This is a genomic window from Veillonella sp. VA141 (assembly GCF_003992175.1).
Taxonomy (GTDB): domain Bacteria; phylum Bacillota; class Negativicutes; order Veillonellales; family Veillonellaceae; genus F0422.
Genome location: NZ_RQVM01000001.1, coordinates 447,855 through 473,073 on the forward strand (window position 1 = coordinate 447,855; position 25,219 = coordinate 473,073).

Genomic DNA, 25,219 nt, shown 5'->3' on the forward strand with positions numbered 1-25,219 from the left:
CTACACCTCCTCATTTATGATGTTCATAATGGCTTGATAAAAACGCTCCGCTGCTTCTTTTCTACGTTCCACTGGTACATCTTGTAAAATTCTAACAAATGCTTCATGCAACATCGCTGCTTCACGTTTTGTAATACGCGCTTCTTTCATATGTTGAAATAATACTTGGTCAATGTGACCAATTGTAATTGCAGGTTCATCTTCATTACGTTGTGGAGATTGTTCTAAAGGAATCAAGACTTGTTTTCTCACTGGTTCCATAACTCTAGTAATTGTGATAGATCCACCTAGTCCACGTCTAGACTGAACAAGGAACCCTCGATCATTAGAAAAACGTGTACTCAACACATAACTAATTTGTGATGGTGCACAATCTAAAGCCTCCGCTAGTTCATTTCTCCTAAGCGTAATACCTTCCTGCTCCTCTAACAATTTCGTCAATATAAATTGTTCAATTTTATCTGCTAAAATACTCATAGTATATCCTCATTTCTTTAATTCATGATGTACCATCATCACAACTAGACTTTTTAAAAGAATTAAGTTCCTCTTTATGATGAAAGAGGCAACCACTTTTTGACTTTTTGTTCTTTTCTATGGTTAAAGTATATCTGACTTTTTGACCTTTGTCAAATACTTTTTTTGACTTTTTGACTTTTTTATTTAAAAAAAATTGTAGGACCCTATTCATATACGAATAACGCCCCACATCGATGGCACAATAAAAATAAGTAGCCCCTCTATTAGAAAGGCTACCTATTGTATATTCCAGCAAACAACATCACTCTTACAAATATCATTATTTTGTTTAGTTATATGTGTTATATGTGTTATATGTGTTGTGTGTTAGGTTTTGTATTATGTGTGTTTGTTATGTTTGTGTGTGTTTTATGTGTAATAGGTTTGATATGAAGTTCTCACTTCACTGTAAGAGCGAGTGTAGCAATTATTGACGGCTGCCTAATTTGGAGTCCAAGAATAATTGTGCAGAACGGCTATCTTGTGCAAATGTGAATTGATCTACTAGGTCAGTTGCATTCGCTTCTTCTTCTACTTGTTCTTCTACGAACCAGTTCAAGAAAGATACTGTAGCATAATCTTTTTCTTCTAATGCTAATGCATACAAATTGTGGATTTTGCTAGTAATCATTTGTTCATGAGCTAATACAGCTTTTGCTACTTCTAAAGGATTAGTCAATGTAGATGCTGTGTTTTTTACATCACCTAGTGTTACTTTTTCGTTGTTGCTTTGTAAGTAATCAATGAATTTGAAAGCGTGAGTTACTTCTTCTTGGTATTGTGCACGTAACCATGCGGAGAAACCTTTGAAGTTAGCATCAGCCATAGCTAAGGAAAGAGCTAAGTATGTGGATGCTGCATTAAATTCGAAAATTACTTGTTCGTTAAGAGCTTGTGCTACTTTTTGATTCATATTTTTATACCTCATATACTATTTATAAATTGACAATACACTGATGTGTTCCCACATCGTGTTTTCATTATAACAGATAAATCGAAATAAATCAATATCCTTTTTCTATTTTTTTCGATTTTTTATCATTTATCATGTATTTTGATAATAGCTGTAAGTTACACAGACTGAAATGCTCAATCATTCATGCATAGCTGACTAAAAGAGAGTATACTATTCATGCAAGAACTTTCATTTTATTATATATAGCATTATACACATTGGAGGTGAAATGTATGATTAAGCTAATCAGTCGTGCTTTTACTAGAGCTAAACAAAACTTAAGCTCTCATAAAGTAAAAGTCTATATCGTCTCTGGTTTTTTAGGTGCTGGGAAAACAACCTTTATTCAGCAACTCATACAAGAATTACCAGATCCAACAAGAGTTTTAATCTTAGAAAACGATTTTGGTCAAGTCAATTTAGATGGAGCTATCCTCCGGGAAAAAGGCTATACTGTTCGCGAGCTCACATCTGGATGCATTTGTTGTAGCTTAGCCGGCGATTTTCGTAGAGCTTTAGTAGATATTTTAGACACCCAAGATGTGGATTATATTATTATTGAACCATCAGGAGTCAGTCAACTATCAGATATTCTAGCTATTTGCAAAGATTCATCTATTGCAAAACGCATTGAGCTCACCGGTTGTGTGTCCATTGTGGATGCTATGCGGGCGCCTATGTATTATAAAAACTTTGGTGTCTTCTTTAAAGATCAAATTGCTTACTCTAGCCAAGTATTTATTAGCCACCAAGAAGATGAAGATTTGCTACAAAACACCTTAGAAATTATTCGTCTCTTAAACCCAGCAGCTCCTATATATATATTGCCTTGGAATGAGATTACCCTTTCAAAATATATTTCAATGTATCCACGAGAACAAGCCGTGTCGGCCTTATCTCCTAACAAGAACATTGAAAACCATAAAGGTCATCATACAGCCCGGAATCATCCTGAGATTCCCCATCATGATCACATCGCTCATCATGCACAAGCCAAAGATGCTTTCTTGACATGTACCGTGGAGTGTACCTTACCCCGCACCATCGATGAGTGGCAACATCATTTGAAAGCTCTCATTGAAACGAATACAACCGGCCATATATTACGCTTAAAAGGTTGCATCCCTCTTTCTACAGGTGGACAAGCTTTGGTACAATACAATGGAACTGGTTTAGAGATTACTCCTACCACGTTACATGATTCATATTTAACCATCATTGGTCCATCTTTGAACAATGATGCGTTACAGTCTTTTATTAACGGAACAATATAGAACTTATGCAAACTATTCCCACCTATGTAGTGATGGGCTTTCTCGGTTCAGGAAAGACAAGTGCCATCACAGCTGGTATCGAAAGTCATAAAATTTCAAATGTTCTTCTCTTTCAATTTGAGCAGGGCTTACAAAGTCCTGCTCTTTCCAACGAAAGAGTACATACTTTCTCCATCGACGATGATCCCAAGAACACTATCTCCACTTGTCAACAAATATTACAAGACCATCAGTATCGTGAACTTTGGATCGAATGGAATGGAATGGGGTCCCTAGAACAGTTTGAAACACTTTTTCTCCGCTCTCCCTTAGGAGATATGCTAACTATTAAACATGTCTATTATGTAACCCATCCAGAATGGGTGGAGTCACAATTACCGTATTTAGGGGAAATTCCTCTTTCACAAATTCGCTATAGCGATACGGTCATACTGGGCAATACTACGCAAGAAAAGGCTAAAGAGTATACTGAATTAGCTCCTAATAGCACTTGGATTGCCTGCCAAGATATGAAGCAATGGCCTATTACAAAACCAATACAAACGTCTAAACCTCAATGGAAACAATATGCGATCATCCCTATCCTATTGGCCTTGGGATATATGTTTTATGCACAGCCTAATTGGGTAACTATGACCACGGCCATCTTATTACAGATGATACCATTCTTGCTCTTAGGGACTGGTATTTCCGTCATCGTAGAACAATATGCCTCTCCCTATCGTATCGAAAAATATTTACATCGGTCTCCTATATTTGCCTATATACTAGCTATTATCATGGCTTGTACTATGCCACTCTGTGATTGCGCGGTAATCCCTATCTTACGCAGCCTAACACGGCAAGGTATGGAACCGAAAGTTAGTCTATTCTTTACGATGATTAGTCCTTTGCTAAATCCCATTGTACTACTCTCCACGTATTATGCGTTCCCAAAAGAACCTACGATACTCTGGGGACGACCTGTACTAGGAATTTTGCTAGCTTTTATTGTAAGCCAATATTGTGGCTCTCGTATCTACGGTCGTACTGATGCATTCCCTCCATGGAAACAATTAACTCTAGTAAAATCACTGTCAAAAGACATAGGATTTTTCGGAAGATTACAAGAAGAAACCTTACGCCTATTGCCCTTTATCATAATTGGGTCTATACTAAGTAGTGGGTTACAATTATTTTTACCTAAACAATGGTTGCAAGATATATCCTTATCTGGCTCCATTTTAGTCATCTTCGGCATGATGGCACTCGCCTTTTGCGTATCCATCTGCTCTACTGCAGATGCCATTATCGCCCGGTCCTTTATGAACGTTATTCCTTTACCAGGAATCTTGGCATTCTTACTGTTTGGACCTCTATTAGATATTAAAAACTACGTCTTATTACGAAATCTGTTCCCTAATTCCTTTGTGAAAGTATATAGTATTTCCATTATTCTGGGAACAACGATTATATGTATACTATTTTCGATCATAGGAGGTTATGCACTATGAAATACATTCCTACAATTAACATCCACGCAGCGGTAGAAATCGTAGCCTCTGCTAGCTGCAGCCTGTCCTTGTTATATTTATTAACAACAGGCTCCATCTATCGTTTAATTGCCCCTAATTCCTATATCATCGCTTTACTATGGGCCTTGACATTATTACTATTATGGAGCACGATTAAAGCGAGTAAAAACATATTCCGTAAATCCTATGGCTCTTCGTATCGAAATGCTATCCTATACGGATTATGTACTTTACTATTAAGTCCATCCATCTTCCATGCCCAAGCCTTTGCATTACCAGCAGAAGAACCGGTAGATCAAGTTATTTCCATTACCAAAGAACCAGTTCCAACGAACGATTATAAAAACATTGGTGATGGTATCGATGATACGCATCGACACATTACATTAACATCTAGAAATTATTACGATACCATTTTAAAAGTATCTAATCACATTGAAAAATATAAAGGATATACAGTATCTGCTACAGGCTATATTTCTTATCATGACAAAGCATTACAAGGTAACGATTTTGTATTAGCTCGTGATCTAATGATTTGTTGCGTAGCAGATATGTCACCATTCGGATTACCTACTGAGTACTCCTCTACTACGCCATTATTAGAGCATACTTGGTATACAATGGAAGGAACTATCGGCACTCGTAACTTCCACGGTGTAGAACAGCCTTACATCGTAAACAGCAAAATTACACAAGCCGATGCTATCGATGGATATATTTTCCCTAACTAAATAATAAAAATTCGCACATCAGAACATTCTGATGTGCGTTATTATTTTATAGATCATAAACTCACAAAAGCCATACCCCTCTGGTTTCCCAGATAGGGTATGGCTTTTACTATGTTCTTATGAAGTTATTGCACTAGGTTACTCACTTTGTCAAAAAGCTGTTCTGCTTCTTTGATACGCTGTTCGCTACCCATGACTGCGATATGGTTGTCTTGTAGTACTTTTTCAATGACATCTGCTAATCCACGTAAGTCTTCTACTGTTGTTTCCAAGACTTGTTGACGGAAAGCCGTCATATTTGCTTCATTGGTGTTCCCAAAGTATAAGCTCATAGCACGAGCTCCTTGTAGGAATGGTGTATTAGATACATCCAGTCCACTCATAGTACCAATGATATATTTACGCATTTCTCGTGGAGATAAATCTAATTCACGTAAATACGTCGGCAATCCATCGTACACTTGTAATGTATTTTCTAAGTTTGGATCACGGTAGGAACAGAATACCATATTACCATTATTATGGAAGTTCGCAAAGGCTCCATACGCTCCACCTTGTACGCGAATCAAATTCCACAGATAATCGTAGCGCAACATAGTTTCTAAGACGCTCATAGTACCTGTATGTGTACCACCATGATCACGGAAATTACCACCTTTTGCCACATATTGTACCTTACCAGATGTAGCTAAGCCTTCATTCACATAGGATTGAGTCATCTCTAGCTGTGCTTCCCAACTATCATCACTTAAAACAGTAGTGATATCGTCTAGATGTGCTAAGAAAGTTTCTAGTTCTTCAGTAGTACCTACAAAAGATACTTCCAAGTTATCTTTACGGAATAAACGTTGTTGTACTTTCATCAATTGTTCTGTCACACCAGCTAGTAATGTTTCATTCTCTAAGACTTCGACTAAACGGCGGAAATAACCTAATGTATCTTGGTCTCTAAATTTACCAATTTTCGATACTTTCGCCATAAGCAAGTTAGTAACAATCGTATTACCACGGCGGAATGCTTCTGTATCCCAGATGGCCTTTCCTTCTTTTAATAATTCTACAAGACGTTCTTGACTATCAAACTTTATGCGTCCTACAATTTCTCCAAGTAGGGATGTTAAATGACCAATGTTAGATGCTAACGCCTTACTACGAACAACCGCTAATGGTACAAATGCATCACGTTCATTATGGATAGAGACTGGCAATACATCCATGGTATAGCCGCCTAAATGTAGATTTATTTCTTTTGCTATCTCTGCATAGGTAAAACGTTCTGTATCTAGTCGGCCTAATACATCTGACAATAGCTCTGCATAGAATAATTCATCTTCTCGCAAGGATTCCATATTGAAATACAAGCTAACATAGTTAATGCCACGAGCTGGTACATCAATGTGATGCACATGAATACCTTTATGGTCAATTTCACGACGTGGTGTTACTTCTACTACAGGAGAAATATCGGACAATTCTAATAAAGGAATTGTTGCCAGTGCTTCTTCAGAATCTACGGCTTGTTGCATTTCTTTTAATTTTGCTGTTTGATCAATAATATGGGCTATTTCTTCTTCACTCATATTTGATTTAATAGCCGCTAGTTTAGCAGTCTCTTCTTGTTCTTTTTTCTCTTGCAAACCTTTTTCTGGATACAGAGAAACTAAGCCTTTATGCGTGTTATCTAAAATATAGGTACGCAATAAGTTTTCATAGAAATCGGTAGATAATCCTTCACGAAGTGCTTTCAATACTGGTTCATATTGTAACAATTCAATAGGATCTTTATCATATAACCAATTATCCATCACTCGTAAGCCGTAAGCAAGACCAATTGGACGCCCTCCAAAATCGGCTTCCCGCAAAATGAACTCAATACGATTTAAGGATGCCTCTAACAATTCCTTATCTAAACCTGCATCTACTAATTGGCGTAATGTTTTTTCCACCACTTCTTGCAACTGTGCTTGTTTTTCTATTTCAGAACCTGTGACACTAATTTCAAACAATGGCTGACGAATCCCATCCATGTAAGCGCCACTTACATCACTACCAATATTTGCTTTCACTAAAGCTTCTTTCAACGGCGCTGAGCCAGATGTAAATAAGGCATGATTCAACACTTCAAAAGCTAAGCTTTGAGTAAATGACATTTCTGGGAATACATAGGTTAAGGAATGAATGGCTTTGCCCTTATCACTTTCATCATTACCAATACCATATGGGAAAGATGCCACCACTGGTTCAGATAAAGGAGCTTGCATGGCAATGCTAGAATCTACGTCAATAGCCTGGAAGTTTGACAAATATTCCCCATCGATAAATGCTAAGGTTTCTTTAATATTCATATCTCCATATAAATAAATATAGCTATTGGACGGATGGTAATAAGAATCGTAGAAGGCTTTAAAGTTTTCATAGGTCAAATCTGTAATATTGTCAGGATATCCACCAGAATCATGCCCATAGGTAGTATCAGGATATAACAATTTCATCTTGTAATGATCTAATTGAGAGTCAGGTGAGGAATACACTCCTTTCATCTCGTTATAGACAACGCCTTTATAGGTCAATGGGTCTTCTGGAGATTCCAATTCATAATGCCATCCCTCTTGCATAACGATCATCGGATCCTTAGCTACACGAGGATAGAATACGGCATCCAAATAGACATCCATCAAATTATGAAAGTCTGCATCATTCTTACTTGCCACTGGATACACTGTTTTATCAGAGTATGTCATAGCATTTAAGAATGTGTTCAAAGAGCCTTTTACTAGTTCAACAAAGGGCTCTTTTAAAGGAAATTTACGAGAACCACACAGCACAGAATGTTCCAAAATATGAGCTACCCCTGTGCTATCATGAGGGGGTGTACGGAATGCTACATGAAATACTTTATTTGTATCTTCCGTATCTATGTATAATAAACGAGCACCAGATTGCTCATGCTTAAGCATGTAGGCTGTGCCATTCACCTCTTGAACAGGTTCAATTCGCTCTACACGAAAGCCTGCATAGACTGTATCTAACTTCATAATACCTCTTTTCTATCTACTAAACATGCAACGGCCATCCCTAGTAAACTAGTTCTGACCGTTGTTATATATGTGTATAACATTTTGTCATAATGCTAATTAATTATATCATGTTCTCACTGAGAATCATAATACAAACAAATGGATAAGACCGGCAAAAATCCAAATGACAGTTCCCCATTTATACGCTTTTCTACCAATCCCAAAAGCAATGCCATGACTCATATTATATCGTGTCACTCCATAAGGAATCAGAATATACAATAACCAAGCAAGAATCATATAGGAAAATTCTAAGCCATAGCGTACATGCGCTGCCAACAAACCTACGATAAAAATAGTATCCCAAATCCAACGATCATATACATTCTTAGGTACTTGTTGCCCTTCTAAAATAGGACGCAAATGAGATACCGAAACAATTTCTAACACTTGTACTAGGGCCATACCCAATGCAATAGCACAAATAGTCTGTACAATGGTGACCCCATCAATTCCTAACAATGTAATATTCCCAGTCACACCATACACAGCAACAACAATCATACCCAACAATTGTAATGCTTTTGTAACTTCTTCTTTTTGCTGTTCCTTCACCGTCGATTGTTCATAAAACATACGTTGAAAGGGTGTAGAAATTCGATTCAATACTAAAGCTACAAAAATTGCCATCATAGAAACCATGTTATACCTCCCCTAAAAATACAGTTAATAATCGATTTAACTCAATTTGGTCATAGGTACCCATCAACTCACGTGCGGAATGCATGGCCAACAGTGGTAAACCTACATCCATAGTTCGCATCACTAATTGCGCTGAAGAAATAGATCCCACCGTAGAACCTCCTGGAATATCCGATCGATTCACATAAATTTGATGCTTAATACCATGGGTCTCACATAAATCAGTCACAATCGCTTGTGCCACCGCATCTCCCGCATAGGATTGAGAGCTAGCTATTTTTAAAACTACGCCACCATTCAAAGTCGGGTAATTTGTAATATCATTTTTCTCGCCATAATTAGGATGATATCCATGAGCCACATCAGAAGAAATCATGAACCCTTTTGCAATATCCACTTCACAGGCTTCTTCTGAGAATCCTAACGCACGGTACACACGGCGTACTACATTTGGTAATAACAAGGAGGCTCCTCCTTGTTTTGTACGACTTCCCACCTCTTCGTGGTCAAATAGGAATGCCATACGAATCCCTGTAGCCTGTTGTTCTTTGGCACTTACAATTCCTTGTAAGCAAGCATAACAGGATGTAAGATTATCTAATCGTGGCGCACTGATATATTCCGCATCAAAGCCAACGGTTTCTACTGTATCCGTATTATACACGGTCAACTCATAGGATAAAATATCTGCTGGTTCACAGCCAATTTCTTCGGCTAATAAGGCTTTTAATAAAGTTTTGTCGTCTTCGTACTCCGTGCCAAGGCCACGCATTAAAATGAGTGGTAACATCTCTTTTTGCTTGTTAAACACAGCCTTTTCATTAACTTGTCGATTCATATGAATCGCTAAGCTAGGGATAGTAGCCACCGGCTTTGCTATATCTACGTAATGTGTCTCTAGGTCTAACCCTTTTCCTTTTGTCACTACCACACCAGCCAGAGAAAGAGGTCGATCGAACCAAGTATATTGAATTAATCCACCATAACTTTCTACATTCAGCTTACCATACCCTTTGTCCGTAATCATGGCATTAGGCTTCACCCGGAATCCAGGAAAGTCTGTATGAGCAGAGGCAACCCGTAATGTCTCTCTTGGATGTTCTCCAATATGGAATGCCACTAAAGTAGTACCATATACATCAATGACATAATCCCCTGCCACCAAATTCCATTCTTCGTCCATCGATAAAGGTGTAAAGCCTTGTTCCTCTAAGCGACGATAAGACTCCTCCACCGTATGATACGGTGAGGTAGAACTTTCAATATAATCAAAAAAGTCAGCATACATAGTTGCGACTTCATTCTGTTCACACATAGTTCCTCCTATGAAAAATACCATAGGTACAACGTACACTATGGTATTGTCCACACTTACTCTGGTAAGCCTACTGATTCTAAATTTGTTGTTGTTATGGTTTCAATCTCACCGGCATCACACAACTCTGCTACTTTAGGATCAATTGGTAGTCGGCCTAGTAACAATAAATTGTATTTTTTCAATACTTCATCAATGTGACTTTCACCAAAGATTTTATAATCTTTTCCATTATCTGGGCAATGGAAATAAGCAAAGTTTTCCACTACACCAATAATAGGTACTTGCATCATATCCGCCATTTTTACAGCTTTTTCCACAATCATAGATACTAAATCTTGAGGGGATGTAACCACGATAATACCGTCCAATGGTAAGGATTGGAATACCGTCATGGCTACGTCTCCTGTTCCTGGAGGCATATCCACGAACAAGTAATCTACATCGCCCCATACTGTATCGGAGAAGAATTGTTTTACCACATTACCTACCACAGGACCTCTCCAAAGGACTGGATCCGATTCATCATCTAATAGCAAATTCACAGACATCACTTTCACGCCATTTTTAGACACGATAGGATACATCAATTTACCATCATCGCTACGCACTTTGTCTTTCAAACCAAATACTTTTGGAATGGATGGACCTGTAATATCTCCATCAAGAATCCCTACAGATTTACCTTTACGAGATTGACTCACTGCCATCAAGCTTGTGACTAAAGATTTACCAACACCGCCCTTACCGGATACAATGCCGATGACCTTTTTCACATGACTTCTATCATTTGTTTTTACTGTCAAATCTACTGGTTGTTGCGTGCCACATCCGCTAGAAGATGCGCAACCGCCACAACCACCGTTATCTCCACATGCCATTATAAACCTTCTTTCTATATCTCTGAAAGTCCTTAGAACTTTCTTTACCAATATAAGTACTGCCATTCACACCTGTGAATGTATGGTATATCCTATATATCTATAGGTATATTCCTATTATATCATAGGATATAAAAATTTTGTAACACTCTCATATAAGATAAGCGCAACATAGTCATAAGTAACAGAAACAGTTACCTTACATATGTTGCGCTCGTAATTCATCTTCATAAAATACATGTGCAGTGGAAATACTTAGTCTCCACAATACTCACGTGTCAATTCTCCAATGATTTGCATGCCTTTACGGATGTCTTCAAGAGATGGCACAGTATAGCTTAAACGGAAGTGTTGTCCATAGGGAACGCCATCAGCAGCAAAAGCTCCACTTTTCACAATGCCTACTTTTCGTGCAATGGCCTCTTCAAAGAAAGCATCACAGTCCACATGGTCTGGCAAGGTCATCCATATAAACATTCCTCCCGTAGGTTCTGTTAGATGTACTTTAGAACTACCATATTGACGAAATGTATCTAACATAACACGGCATTTTTCTTGATACACCTTACATACCTTTTGGATTTGTTCATCATAATCGATATGTTCTAACAAATGGCTTACTACACGTTGTGTGACTAATGGCATTTGACCATCACAATTATTCTTCATCACTTGGATAGCTTGGATTACTTCGCTTGGACCATACAAAAAACCAACTCGCAATCCTGCAGAAATCGTTTTAGAATAAGACCCTGCATATAGCACACGATTATCCGTATCCATTTCTTTGAAAGTAGGTACTCGCTCACCGCCAAAGCGAATTTCTCCATACGGATCATCTTCGTAAATAAACAAATTATAAGCTTTTGCAATTTCATAAATGGCTTTTCTTCGTTCTAAAGGCATAGTAATACCTGTAGGGTTTTGAAAGTTAGGAATCAGATAGATATATTTACCTTTTCCAGATTTTGCCGCTTCTTCCAAAGCTTCTGGAATCATACCATCCCCATCGGTAGGAATGCCTACCGCTTTGGCTCCCACACTACGTACCGCATTAATCGCACTGGTGAACGTATAGGCATCCATGTACACTTCATCGCCAGCATCACACACTGTGCGAGGTACTAACCCTAAATCTTGGCCTGCCCCGATGGACAATAACAACTGTTGGTTTTGGGTAGGCATATGATGCACATGTACCAAACGATGCAATGTTTGCTCTGCTAACTTCGCATCTCCTTGCATAGGACCATATTGTAAAATCTCTAATGGATTCGTATGTACAATGTAGTCAAAGGCAGCTTGAATTTCCGCTACTGGCACCACTTCACCAGCTGGATTTCCTATCCCAAAACTAATAAATCCAGGAATCCCTGCGCCCCGTTCAAACACATCTCGAATGAAATTAGGTCCTTTGCTAATAGACCGTTCTGGCAATACAAATGCCATAAGAATCACTCCTTTTATATTTCTTATTTATTTCAATACTATAGCTATACAATCATAAAACATCAAATATATAATAAAAAAACTATGTATAGGATACGCGTATATAACTGATAGTTACACCATATCCCTCTCAGATATGATAAACAGGAGCAACAGAGTTGCTCCTGTTTTTGCATGTTATAACTATAGCCTACATCATAATTTATACCATAACTTGGCATATATCTGACATACTGAGACAATATAAATCGTATCATCTAGTTTGCTACATGCGCTTGTTCTTCAATAGTTAACAAGCAGTCGCCACTTTCAATACGGCTACCTTCACGAACATGGATGACACCTACCACACCAGATACTGGCGCTGTAATAGTAGTCTCCATCTTCATCGCTTCTGTAACTACAAGGGCATCACCTTTTTTCACAGCTTGACCCACTTGTGCCACAATTTTCACCACAGATCCGGATAAAGTAGCACCTACTTCACCTGGTTTTGTTGGATCCACTTTATGACGAACTACACCAGTTGTTTTAATGTGTTTATCATGAATTTTAATCGTTCTAGGTTGACCATTTAGTTCAAATAACACATGGCGAGTACCATCTTCATCAGCTTCACTCATTTGAATGTATTTGATTACCAATGTTTTACCTTGTTCAATAGTCACTTCTACGCTTTCACCGCGTTTCATACCAAAGAAGAAAGTTGGAGTATCTAATACACTCACATCGGAATAGTCATGTTTGAACGTGCTATAATCAGCAAATACCTTAGAATATAAGCAGTGAGCAATCACATCTTCATCTGTAGTACCTGCACCTTTTTCAGCCAATTCTTTACGAACCGCCTCAAAATCAACTGATGGCAACATAGCACCTGGACGTCCATTCAATGGTTTTTCACCTTTTAAGACAATTTGTTGCAACCGTTCTGGGAATCCCAAATATGGAGTACCAATGTAGCCTTTGAAGAATTCCACCACAGATTGTGGGAAGTCCAATGTATCCCCTTTGTCGTAGATATCTTGTTCTGTCAAATTATTTTGAACCATGAACAAAGTCATATCGCCAACAATTTTAGAAGATGGTGTTACTTTGATGATATCACCAAATAGCATGCTCACTTCATGATACACACGTTTAATGTCTTCCCAACGCTCTCCAAGACCCACACTTTTCGCTTGTTGTTGCAAGTTAGAATACTGTCCACCAGGCATTTCATGTTGGTATACCGTTGTATTTGGGTAAGAAGATGTATGATCCACTCCTTTGTAGTACGGACGAATAGATCCAAAGTAGTTGGATGCTTCTTCCATATAGGCTACATTCATAGTTGGTTGACGATCATGTCCAGTCAAACCATAGTACATGGAGCTCATGCTAGGTTGACTTGTACCATTGGCAAAAGCAGAATATGCTAAGTCGATAATATCTACTCCTGCATCTACCGCACGGCCATAGGAGTATATAGCATTGCCAGAACCTTCATGGGTATGTAAATGAATTGGTAAGTCTACGGCATCTTTTAATGCACTTACTAAATTATACGCTGCTTGAGGTTTTAATAAACCAGCCATATCTTTGATAGCCAAAATATTAGCTCCTGCTGCTGCCAGTTCTTTACCCATATTGACATAATATGCCAAATTATATTTATCACGACGAGGATCTAAAATATCTCCTGTATAGCATAAAGCCACTTCTGCTACTTTACCTTGATTACGAACTTCATCGATGGCTACTTTCATATTATCTAAGCTATTTAAGCTGTCGAAGATACGGAATATATCGATACCATTTTTACCAGCCAATCGGATAAATTCACGCACCACATTATCTGCATAGCTTGTGTATCCCACTGCATTGGAACCACGAAGTAACATTTGTAACAAAATATTTGGAACTTGTTCACGGAACATACGTAACCGTTCCCATGGATCTTCATGCAAGAAACGATACGCCACATCAAAAGTAGCGCCGCCCCAACATTCTAGGGAGAACAAGTTAGGCAATCCCTTCGCAACACGACCAGCCACACGAGCCATATCAGCTGTACGCAAACGAGTCGCAAATAAAGATTGATGCGCATCACGCCATGTGGTATCTGTAAACAATACTTTTGGTTGTTCTTGAACCCATTTAGAGAATTTTTCTGGTCCTAATTCATCCAATTTTTGTTTTGTACCTGCTGCTGGTGCACCTGGTACATTAGACGGCATAATGAGAGGTTCAAATGTTGGTACTTCTTCTTTATGTCCATTGTAACCATTGACAGTTACATCAGCGATGTAGCGAAGCAGTTTTGTACCTCTATCTTTAGCGTGTCTTAATTTAAATAATTCTGGGTGCTCATCAATAAAATGAACATTGTAATCCCCAGATTGGAACACTTCATGTTCTAATACATTCACCAAGAAGTGCACATTCGTTTTTACACCACGAATACGGAACTCCCGCAAGCAACGCAACATTTTACGGATAGCTTCTTCTGTGGACAACGCCCAAGATGTAGCTTTTACTAGCAAGGAATCATAGTATGGTGTAATGACAGCGCCTGTGAAAGCATTACCGCCGTCCAAACGAATACCGAAACCACCAGAACTACGGTACGTAATTAATTTACCAGTGTCTGGCATAAAGTTGTTATTTGGATCTTCTGTAGTAATACGACATTGGATAGCTACCCCTTCACAACGGATATTTTCTTGTGCAGGAATTGCCACTGCTTCACTGTGTAAATCGTGACCTTCGGCAATGCGAATTTGCGTATGTACAATATCGATACCTGTGATCATTTCTGTCACTGTATGTTCTACTTGGATACGAGGGTTGACTTCAATGAAATAAAAGTTTCCATCGGCAGTTACCAAGAATTCTACCGTACCAGCGCTGACATAGTTCACATGTTTCATGATTTTTACAGCGGCTGCACAAATACGGTCACGCAAATCACGGGATAACGCAAAGGCTGGCGCCACCTCTACTACTTTTTGATGTCGACGTTGGATAGAACAATCCCGTTCATGTAAATGTACGATATTGCCATGTTCATCACCGATAATTTGGACTTCGATATGTTTTGGCTCTACAATTAATTTTTCTACGTACACATCATCATCGCCAAAAGCCATTTTTGCTTCAGATTTTGCACGATCATAAGCATCGCGAAGTTCTTCATATTTTGTTACTTCACGCATACCACGACCACCACCGCCATTCACGGCTTTGATCATCAATGGATAGCCATATTTCTCAGCAAATGCTTCTAATTCTGCAAAGTCTTTCAATGGACCATCACTGCCAGGAATCATCGGTATATCTGCTTTTTTGGCTTGAATACGAGCATTTACTTTATCACCGAACATCACTAAATGTTCTACTTTAGGTCCGATGAACGTAATCCCTTCTTCTTCACAACGTTGTGCAAAATGTGCATTTTCAGATAAGAAGCCATACCCTGGATGGATCGCATCTACGTCATGTTCCTTCGCAATACGAATAATATCTTCAATATCTAAGTATGCATCTACAGGTTTTTTACCTTCCCCTACTAAATAAGATTCATCTGCTTGATTGCGATGTAATGAAAGTGCATCTTCGTTAGAGTAAATAGCCACTGTGCGAATGCCCATTTCGTTACATGCACGAAGTACACGAATAGCGATTTCACCACGGTTTGCTACTAATAGCGAGCGTATTTGTTTCATCATAATCCCTCCTCAACTTTGCATATTCCAGTATTACTACCATTAGGAATAGACATTTGTATACCTCATTATACTCCTAAACGTTGAAATTTTCTACCAATAAACATAGGTTATTGGTAAAATTCTTGAAAGAAGTATACGAACATAAAAAACTAAATATACAACTTTTGTCTGTAAGACGGAATATGTATATATTTTTTGTAATCATTGACCATATTATCACTTTCTATGATATGATAAATTATATAATCTACATTTGGATACATATATAATTTACTCAACTACAAGGACATCTATGCAACCTATTTTATATTTCACACTTTCATTAGATCATGCTTCATGCTCCATGAATCAAGCCATCCGAGAGCAAAAGGTATCACAAGCTATGCGCCGTCGTCTTCGTCGTGAAGGCTCGTTCCTTGTGAATGACAAAACCGCCACTTGGGATACCTTACTACATCCAGGTGATTCCGTAAAAGTTCACCTCACTAAAACATCACACATCGACCCTACCCCTATGGACTTAGACATTGTCTTTGAGGACAACCATCTGCTGGTCATCAATAAACCTGCAGACATGCTTATGCATCCTACTTCCTCTGAAAGATACCACACACTTGCCAACGGCGTATTAGCATACTTTGAAAAACAAGGTATGAACGCTAGCTTTCACCCTATCCATCGACTAGATAAGGACACCTCTGGTCTCGTTATCATTGCTAAGAATGCCTTGGTTCAACATGCTTTCATCAAGCAGCATACACGTATTCAAAAAGTGTACGATGCTATAACCGATGGTATTATTCCTATCAGTAAGTTATCCATTCATTTCCCTATTGCTCGCTTAGAGGGTAGCATTATTGAACGTTGTGCTCATCCACTAGGGCAACCTGCCCATACAGATATCACTGTAGTTCGACAGCATCCACATCATACTCATGTACGCTGTTATCTGCACACAGGACGAACTCACCAGATCAGAGTCCACCTTAGTGCTTTAGGATACCCACTCGCAGGCGATGATTTATATGGAGGCTCCTTAACGTGGCAAACCAAACAATGCCTCCATGCCACAGAACTACATTTTATCCATCCTATGACACAAGAGTGGATGTCATTGCAAGCACCATTACCAGAGTATTTTAATAAAATTCCATAACAAAAAAACTGACATACTCTAAGAGCATGCCAGCTTTTCTCAAATCAAATTAAATTTTGTTGTTGCAACCTAATACATTTTTAATTTTATGTTGCACCATAGCTTGGATAGCCTCACGGCCAGGTCCCAAGTATTTACGAGGGTCAAATTCAGCAGGATTGTTTGCTAATACTTCACGAATGCTTGCAGTCATAGCTAAGCGCAAGTCTGTGTCGATGTTAATTTTGCACACTGCCATTGTGGCTGCTTTACGAAGCATATCTTCAGGCACCCCTTGTGCGCCTGGGATAGCACCACCAAAGGAGTTACATTTTTCAACGAATGCTTGTGGTACAGAAGATGCACCATGCAATACGATTGGGAAGTTCGGCAATAATTCACCTACTCGTTGTAAACGACCAAAATCTAAGTATGGAGTGCCTTTAAATTTATAAGCACCATGGCTTGTACCGATAGCAATCGCCAAGGAATCAACGCCAGTTAAACGAACGAATTCAGCGGCTTCCTCTGGATCGGTAAACAACGCATCTTTCTCGCTAACGTTTACGTCATCTTCCACACCTGCTAAACGACCTAACTCACCTTCTACTACAACGCCATGTTTATGAGCATATTCCACTACACGAGCTGTCAATTCTACATTTTTTTCAAAAGGATGTTTAGAGCCATCAATCATAACAGAAGTAAATCCGCTATCGATGCAGTCTTTACAAATTTCAAAATCATCACCATGATCCAAATGCAAAGCAATAGGAAGGTCTGTATCGATTAAAGCTGCTTCCACCAGTTTTGTTAAGTATACAGGTTTTGCATATTTACGCGCTCCTGCAGAAACTTGCAAAATCAATGGTGCTTGCTCCACTTTCGCCGCATCCACAATACCTTGGATAATTTCCATGTCGTTTACATTGAACGCACCAATTGCATAGCCGCCAGCATAGGCTTTTTCAAACATCTCTTTTGTAGATACTAATGGCATAATGGGCCTCCTTGTAGTATATAATTAAATACATTATTAATGACTATATATAGTTATTATACCGTATCTACTAGAGCGATTCAAGAAAAATCTATGTTCTCAAATGTAGTCAATCTTATTGAGAGAGTACTGATTCTATGGTACAATTAAAAGTAAGTCTTTCATAGATTCAATCGAATCTTTCAGTATAGGAGATATCATGGTTAATCGATTTTTACAAGGTACACTCATCTTGACGATTGCGGGATTTGTGGTAAAAGCTATTGGTAGCTTGAACTGGATTTTTTTATCCCGTGTTCTTAGTGGTGAAGGTATCGGTATCTACCAAATGGCATTTCCGGCGTACTTATTGGCTCTGCAGCTATCTAGTGCAGGAATCCCTATTGCCATTTCCATTATGACCGCGGAAAAATTAGCAAAATATGATGTATTAGGAGCCCAGAAGGTTTTTTCTATTTCTTTTAAAATGCTATTTGTCCTCGGCCTATTGTTCAGTATTGCCGTCTACGGTTCTGCCCAATGGCTTATTGACATTAATTTCATTACAGACCCAAGAGCCTACTATTCTTTAATTGCTCTATCACCAGCAGTCTTCTTCGTCACCCTCATTTCTTGCTATCGAGGCTACTTACAAGGATGGCAAATGATGACTCCTACGGCGATCAGCCAAATTGTAGAACAATTACTGCGTGTGGTGGTCATGCTTGGAGCTGCATACATTTTACTCCCTTATGGATTAGATGTAGCTGCCGGTGGGGCTAGCCTAGGCGCTGGTATCGGAGCGGTCGGTGCCTTAGTGGTACTCATGTACTATTACTATCGCCTACCAAAACAATTAGACGAACCGATGATAACTACAGAACCACCTGAAAGTTCCAAGTCTATCATTCGTCGTTTAATCAACTTGTCCATTCCTATCGCTTTAGCTAGCATGATGCTGCCTATTGTAGCCATGTTAGATGTAGCGATTATCCCAAGACGATTGATCGATATCGGGTATCCGCTCCATGAAGCTACGGAACTATACGGATATTTATCAGGCATGGCAGTGCCTCTTATCAACTTGGCAACCATCATTACGGCGGCCATTGCCACAAGCATTGTGCCAGCTGTTTCCAATGCTGTATCCATTAAAGATATAAAACAAGTCTACTATCGCACGGCAGGTTCTATGCGGTTAACCTTCGTAGCAACGATTCCTTTCACGGTGATGCTATACGTTTTGGCAGAACCAGTAGTATCCACTATTTATAACGCACCACGTGCAGCCGAAGCAACGCAAATCTTAGCGTGGGCCATCTTCTTTTTAGGTCTTCACCAAGTGACGACAGGTATCTTGCAAGGTTTGGGAAAACCACGTATTCCTGTCATCAACATGGGAATCGCAGCCATTGTAAAAGTCATCTTAAACTGGGAGTTAACAGCTATCCCTGCCTTAGGTATTGGCGGCGCTGCTTACGCTACTGTAGCCGATATTGGTTTTGCTGCTCTATTGAATCTCATCTGGATTCATCGTCACACAGGATACTTTATCGACCTTATCTTGTTAGGAAAAAATATTATCTCCGCCTCTATCATGGGCGTAGCCATGTACTATTTTTATCCACTCTTACAAGGAAATATCCCTACCTTCTTTAACATTATGATCACCGCTATTATAGGTGCACTCATCTATGTAGCTATCATGATTGTGCTGAAAGGTTTAAATAAAAACGATGGAGCTCGATTACCTGTGGTGGGACGATTCTTTAGATAATTAACAAAAATATATTAATATACCCTTGAAGGATCACTTTCAAGGGTATTTTTTATAGATATATTGCTAACTGCTACTATCATTTATATATCTCTATCACTCTATGTAGCAATATCAACTAAACATTCTGAAAGGTAGCAAAAAAGAACAGCCCAAAAGGACTGTTCTTCTATACACAACCTATTATATAGGTCATTATCTATTTATTTTACGCGTTTTTAGCAATTTCTACTAATTTCGCGAATGCAGCTGCATCATGTACTGCCAAGTCAGCCAACATTTTACGGTTGATTTCCACACCAGCTTTTGTTAAACCAGCGATGAAACGGCTGTAGGATAAACCATTCATACGGCTTGCTGCATTGATACGAGCGATCCATAATTTACGGAACTCACGTTTTTTAGCACGACGGTCACGACGAGCATAGTATAATGCTTTCATTACGGATTCGTTTGCTTTTTTGAATAAGCGAGAACGTGTACCGCGGTAACCTTTAGCTAATTTTAAGATTTTTTTATGACGTGCATGCGCTGTTACGCCTGTTTTTACTCTTGCCATTATTGTATTCCTCCAATATCGTTATATGTTACTAAAATATTTGCATCTTATGCGTATGGTAAGCATTTCACTACGCGTTTGTAGTCAGATTTGCTAACCAATGTAGCTTTACGAAGATTACGTTTACGTGCTGGAGATTTTTTCTCTAAAATATGGCTTTTGAAAGCTTTTGCACGTTTGAATTCACCACTACCTGTTACTTGGAAACGTTTAGCCGCTGCGCGACGAGTTTTAATCTTTGGCATTATTCTTCCTCCTAATTACCTTTTTTAGCTAAAATCATTGTCATGTTTCGGCCTTCTAGTTTCGCTTCTTTTTCAACAACCGCTTGGTCAGTTAATTCACCAGCAAAACGAGTCAGCACATTAAGCCCCAATTCTGGGTGGCTCAATTCACGACCGCGGAACATGATCGTTACCTTAACTTTATTACCATCACCTAAGAATTTAGCTGCATTTTTAAGTTTTACATAAAAATCATGATCTTCGATGTGAGGACGAAGCTTAACTTCTTTCAATGTGAAAGTTTTTTGCTTCTTCTTTGCTTCTTTTTCGCGTTTTTGTTGCTCATAACGGTATTTACCATAGTTCATAATGCGACAAACTGGTGGTTTACCATTAGGGGCTACTTCTACTAGATCTAAATGTTGTTCTTCTGCCATAGCTAAAGCATCACGAACAGACATAATACCTAACTGATCATTATCTGCACTTACGACACGAACTTCGCGAGCACGGATTTCTTCATTAATACGCGGTGTATCTTTGCTAATACTAGTCACCTCCAAAGGGATAAAAAAATCGGATGGCACAAGGCCACCCGAGCATAGTTTATAACTATCTGTACCCAACATTTCATGACATCAGGTGAGAAACGGATGGTTTCTACTTGTTAATACCTAATTAGTATACGCTATTAATTCTTATTTGTCAAGAATTCTCCCTTTAACTTTATATATTATCTGCAACTTTCCAGCAATATACCTTGTAAAATTACTACCATGTTATAAAAGAAATTTACCTTCATACAAACTGATAAAAAGGCCCTCCCGAAGGAGAGCCTTTCCATATTACGTTCGCTATTGATTAGCCTTGTAATTCGTCTTCAAACCCTTTTTGTAAACGAACATAGGATTGACGGCGTTCTTTAGCTAATTGTTTGTTGATTTCTAACAATTCTTTGCTCATTGCAGGAACTGCTTTACCCAAAGATGTGTAACGAACTTCTTTTCCTAAGAAGGAATCGAATAATTCGTAATCAGGTTCTTTGGAATCAAGGCTGAATGGATTTTTGCCTTGTGCTTTTAATGCTGGGTTGTAACGGTATAGATCCCAGTAACCGGATGCAACAGCTTGTTTAGTTTCAGCTTGTGCATTACCCATACCACCTTTAATACCATGGTTGATACATGGAGCGTAAGCGATGATTAGGGATGGACCTGGATATGCTTCAGCTTCTGCCAATGCTTTCATCAATTGGTTCATGTCAGCACCCATACCAACTTGAGCCACATAGATGTTGCCATATGTCATAGCAATCATACCAAGGTCTTTTTTGTTTGTACGTTTACCTTGCGCAGCGAATTGAGCAACCGCACCTACGCGAGTAGATTTAGATGCTTGACCGCCAGTGTTGGAGTATACTTCTGTATCGAATACGAATACGTTAACGTCTTCGCCGGAAGCCAATACATGGTCAAGTCCACCGAAACCGATATCGTATGCCCAACCATCACCACCAAAGATCCATTGGGAACGTTTTACAAGGTATTGTTTTTTAGCCAATACTTCTTTTACAGCTTCTGTTTGTTCTACTTTGGAAAGAGCATCGATCACAGCTTTAGCGCGGTCACGAGTACCTTCGCCTTGAAGACGTTTTTCTAACCATAAGTCAAGAACTTGTTTAGTTGCTTCATCAGCAGTTTCAGCGATGGAAGCTACAGTTTCAGCTAATTGTGTACGGATTTTTTCAGTACCGATGAACATACCGTAACCAAACTCAGCGTTATCCTCGAATAAGGAGTTAGCCCATGCAGGACCTTGGCCTTGTTGGTTTTTAGTGTATGGAGATGCCGGCATAGATGCACCCCAAATGGAGGAACAACCTGTTGCATTAGCAATCATCATACGGTCACCGAACAATTGAGTAATCAATTTAGCATATGGAGTTTCACCACAACCTGCGCAAGCACCGGAGAACTCAAGCAATGGAGTTTTGAATTGGGAACCTTTTACAGTTTCTTGTTTCATTGGGTGAGATTTAGTTGGTAATGCTACACCATAATCCCAAGCTGGAGCAAATTCTAATTCGCCATCGATAGGGCGCATTTCGATTGCTTTTCCTTTAGGAGCTGGACAAATGTTTACACAGTTACCGCAACCTAAGCAGTCTAATGGAGATACTGCAATACGGAATTGCAATTCACCTTTAGTCATCATTTCTGGGATTGTTTCAAAGTTTTCAGGACCTGCTGCTGCTTCTTCTGCTGTCGCTAATACAGGACGGATAGTCGCATGTGGACATACGAAGGAACATTGGTTACATTGGATACAGTTTTCTTTGATCCAGTGAGGAACGAATAAAGCGGCACCACGTTTTTCGAATGCTGCAGTACCAGAAGGTAATGTACCATCTTCATAGCCTGTGAAAGCGGATACTGGTAAATCATAACCAGCTTGTGCATTAACAGGTTTTGCAATGTTAGCCACATAGCTTGGGCAAGTTGTGCAAGAAGATTTTTCGAAAGTATCTTCGGAATCTTTTGCATCTTTCCATGCTGCTGGAACTTCTACTTTTACAAGAGCCCCAACGCCTTCATCAACAGCTTTGTTGTTCATTGCAACAACGTCAGCACCTTTTTTACCATATGTTTTTTCAATGGAGTCTTTTAAGTACTCTACTGCTTTGTCGATAGGAATGATTGTATCTTCAGTCAATTTGAAGAACGCAGCTTGTGTAACCATGTTGATACGGCCACCCAAACCAATTTCAGCTGCAATTTTCGCTGCATTGATGATGTAGAAGTTCAATTCTTTTTCAGCAATTGTACGACGAAGTTTTGCTGGTAATTTTTCTGCTAATTCTTCTGGAGACCAAGTACAGTTCAATAAGAATGTACCGCCTTTTTTAATACCACGAAGAAGATCATATTCATGAACATAAGATTGACGATGACAAGCGATAAATTCTGGTTCAGTTACCAAGTATGGTTTGTTGATTGGATTTTTACCAAAACGTAAGTGAGACATTGTCACACCACCAGATTTTTTGGAGTCATAGTCGAAGTATGCTTGTGCATACATATCTGTATGGTCACCGATGATTTTGATAGCAGATTTGTTAGCACCTACAGTTCCGTCAGAACCGAAGCCCCAGAATTTACATCCAGTTAAACCTTCAGTTTTTACGGATACACCTTCAGCACGGTTTAAGGACAAGTTAGTTACATCGTCATTGATACCCAATGTGAAGAAACGTTTGCCAGCTTCTGCTAACATGTTATCGAATACTGCTACAAGGTCAGCTGGGATTACGTCTTTAGAAGAAAGACCATAACGACCGCCGAATACTTTAGCATTAATATTGTGTTGAACAAGTGCTGCTTGAACGTCTAAGAATAAAGGTTCAGCTAACGCACCTGGTTCTTTTGTACGGTCTAATACTGCTACGCGTTCTACAGTTTTTGGAAGAGCCGCTACAAAACGATCTGTCGCGAATGGACGGAATAAGTGAACTTGTACGAAACCAACTTTACGGCCTTGTGCACGTAAGTAATCTACAGTTTCAGTAGCTACTTGTGCAGAGGAACCCATTGTTACGATTACGTCAGTTGCATCTTCATCACCATAGTAGTTGAACAATTGGTAGTTACGACCAGTGATTTTGTTGATTTCATGCATGTAATGTTCTACTACATTTGGAACTTCTAAGTAGAATGGGTTAGAAGCTTCACGATGTTGGAAGTAGATATCAGGGTTTTCAGCAGTACCACGAGTTACAGGAGCATCTGGGTTCAACGCACGTTGACGGAATGCTTCTAACGCTTCTTGGTCCACTAAAGGTTTTAATTCATCGTATTCTAATACTTCGATTTTTTGGATTTCGTGAGAAGTACGGAAACCGTCGAAGAAGTTGATGAAAGGAACGCGAGTTTTTAACGCTGTTAAATGCGCAACTGGAGCAAGATCCATAACTTCTTGTACAGAGGATTCTGCTAACATAGCACAACCAGCCGCACGAGCTGCCATAACGTCTTGATGGTCACCAAAGATAGACAATGCTTGCGCTGCGATAGCACGAGCTGCTACGTGGAATACACCTGGAAGTAACTCACCAGACACTTTGTACAAGTTAGGTAACATTAATAATAGACCTTGAGAAGATGTGAACGTAGTTGTCAATGCGCCCGCTTGTAAAGAACCGTGAACTGCTGCTGCAGCGCCGGCTTCGGATTGCATTTCAACAACCTGTACAGTATGACCAAACAAGTTTTTACGACCTTGTCCTGCCCATTCATCCACATGTTCTGGCATTGGAGAAGATGGTGTGATTGGGTAAATAGCTGCCACTTCAGAGAAACCATACGCTACGTGTGCTGCAGCTTGGTTGCCGTCCATAGTTTTCATTTTACGCATGTTAAAATAGCCTCCTTAAAGCAAATAAAAATTAACACTTGTAGTTACATACAAAATAGGGGGAT

General features: G+C 39.1%; 18 protein-coding genes and 1 other annotated feature. Of the genes, 5 read left to right on the forward strand and 13 right to left on the reverse strand.

What is annotated here, in order from left to right:
- A complete protein-coding gene (locus EO112_RS02120; protein ID WP_127010920.1) occupies nt 1-477 on the reverse strand; it encodes a CtsR family transcriptional regulator in 477 nt (158 codons plus the stop codon).
- Nucleotides 478-946: 469 nt separating this feature from the next.
- Entirely contained in the window at nt 947-1,432 is a 486-nt protein-coding gene (locus tag EO112_RS02125; RefSeq protein ID WP_127162702.1) for a ferritin, read from the reverse strand.
- A 275-nt stretch (nt 1,433-1,707) separates the two neighbouring features.
- Here EO112_RS02125 and EO112_RS02130 point away from each other — a divergent pair, with 275 nt between their 5' ends.
- Genes EO112_RS02130 through EO112_RS02140 form a run of 3 tightly spaced genes read left to right on the forward strand, consistent with a single transcriptional unit; the run spans nt 1,708 to nt 4,996 of the window.
- Nucleotides 1,708-2,748, forward strand: a complete 1,041-nt coding sequence (locus EO112_RS02130) for a GTP-binding protein (RefSeq protein ID WP_127162704.1) — start codon at nt 1,708-1,710, stop codon at nt 2,746-2,748.
- A gap of 5 nt (nt 2,749-2,753) precedes the next feature.
- The gene (locus tag EO112_RS02135) at nt 2,754-4,241 is read left to right on the forward strand and encodes a permease (protein ID WP_082717811.1); all 1,488 of its coding nucleotides are present in this window, start codon (nt 2,754-2,756) and stop codon (nt 4,239-4,241) included.
- Nucleotides 4,238-4,996, forward strand: coding sequence for a TIGR03943 family protein (locus EO112_RS02140; RefSeq protein ID WP_164723746.1), 759 nt, complete (start codon nt 4,238-4,240; stop codon nt 4,994-4,996). The genes EO112_RS02135 and EO112_RS02140 overlap by 4 nt, the downstream gene beginning before the upstream one ends.
- A gap of 125 nt (nt 4,997-5,121) precedes the next feature.
- Here the strand turns inward: EO112_RS02140 and EO112_RS02145 are convergent, their stop codons facing one another.
- The 6 genes from EO112_RS02145 to EO112_RS02170 all read right to left on the reverse strand — a co-directional run bounded on the left by EO112_RS02145 (nt 5,122) and on the right by EO112_RS02170 (nt 16,067).
- On the reverse strand, nt 5,122-8,031 hold the full coding sequence (locus EO112_RS02145) for an insulinase family protein (protein ID WP_127162706.1): 2,910 nt from the start codon (nt 8,029-8,031) through the stop codon (nt 5,122-5,124).
- 126 nt (nt 8,032-8,157) lie between these two features.
- Nucleotides 8,158-8,715, reverse strand: a complete 558-nt coding sequence (locus EO112_RS02150; protein WP_009354134.1) for a hypothetical protein — start codon at nt 8,713-8,715, stop codon at nt 8,158-8,160.
- 1 nt (nt 8,716) lies between these two features.
- A complete protein-coding gene (locus tag EO112_RS02155; RefSeq protein ID WP_127162708.1) occupies nt 8,717-10,030 on the reverse strand; it encodes a M18 family aminopeptidase in 1,314 nt (437 codons plus the stop codon).
- Between the two features lie 56 nt (nt 10,031-10,086).
- On the reverse strand, nt 10,087-10,911 hold the full coding sequence (locus tag EO112_RS02160) for an Mrp/NBP35 family ATP-binding protein (protein ID WP_009354132.1): 825 nt from the start codon (nt 10,909-10,911) through the stop codon (nt 10,087-10,089).
- Nucleotides 10,912-11,166: 255 nt separating this feature from the next.
- Complete coding sequence (locus tag EO112_RS02165) at nt 11,167-12,360, reverse strand: PLP-dependent aminotransferase family protein (RefSeq protein ID WP_127162710.1); 1,194 nt, start codon at nt 12,358-12,360, stop codon at nt 11,167-11,169.
- A 257-nt stretch (nt 12,361-12,617) separates the two neighbouring features.
- A complete protein-coding gene (locus tag EO112_RS02170) occupies nt 12,618-16,067 on the reverse strand; it encodes a pyruvate carboxylase (RefSeq protein ID WP_127162712.1) in 3,450 nt (1,149 codons plus the stop codon).
- A 295-nt stretch (nt 16,068-16,362) separates the two neighbouring features.
- Between EO112_RS02170 and EO112_RS02175 the strand changes: the two genes are divergently transcribed.
- Nucleotides 16,363-17,226, forward strand: coding sequence for an RluA family pseudouridine synthase (locus EO112_RS02175; protein ID WP_127162714.1), 864 nt, complete (start codon nt 16,363-16,365; stop codon nt 17,224-17,226).
- 49 nt (nt 17,227-17,275) lie between these two features.
- On the opposite strand, the gene fba is transcribed toward EO112_RS02175, so the two are convergent.
- Complete coding sequence (gene fba / locus EO112_RS02180; protein ID WP_062403391.1) at nt 17,276-18,205, reverse strand: class II fructose-1,6-bisphosphate aldolase; 930 nt, start codon at nt 18,203-18,205, stop codon at nt 17,276-17,278.
- 199 nt (nt 18,206-18,404) lie between these two features.
- Here fba and EO112_RS02185 point away from each other — a divergent pair, with 199 nt between their 5' ends.
- Nucleotides 18,405-19,961, forward strand: a complete 1,557-nt coding sequence (locus EO112_RS02185; protein WP_062403394.1) for a polysaccharide biosynthesis protein — start codon at nt 18,405-18,407, stop codon at nt 19,959-19,961.
- 208 nt (nt 19,962-20,169) lie between these two features.
- Here EO112_RS02185 and rplT read toward each other — a convergent pair whose 3' ends face one another.
- From rplT to nifJ, 4 genes are all read right to left on the reverse strand, one after another.
- Nucleotides 20,170-20,520, reverse strand: a complete 351-nt coding sequence (gene rplT, locus EO112_RS02190) for a 50S ribosomal protein L20 (RefSeq protein ID WP_009354133.1) — start codon at nt 20,518-20,520, stop codon at nt 20,170-20,172.
- A gap of 47 nt (nt 20,521-20,567) precedes the next feature.
- Nucleotides 20,568-20,765 (reverse strand): 50S ribosomal protein L35, encoded by a 198-nt coding sequence (gene rpmI / locus EO112_RS02195; protein ID WP_009354135.1) that lies wholly within the window; start codon nt 20,763-20,765, stop codon nt 20,568-20,570.
- An 11-nt stretch (nt 20,766-20,776) separates the two neighbouring features.
- Nucleotides 20,777-21,301, reverse strand: a complete 525-nt coding sequence (gene infC, locus EO112_RS02200) for a translation initiation factor IF-3 (protein WP_009354125.1) — start codon at nt 21,299-21,301, stop codon at nt 20,777-20,779.
- Nucleotides 21,302-21,306: 5 nt separating this feature from the next.
- Nucleotides 21,307-21,416, reverse strand: a sequence feature (ribosomal protein L20 leader region).
- A gap of 189 nt (nt 21,417-21,605) precedes the next feature.
- Entirely contained in the window at nt 21,606-25,154 is a 3,549-nt protein-coding gene (gene nifJ, locus EO112_RS02205; RefSeq protein ID WP_062403400.1) for a pyruvate:ferredoxin (flavodoxin) oxidoreductase, read from the reverse strand.
- Nucleotides 25,155-25,219: the final 65 nt, after the last annotated feature.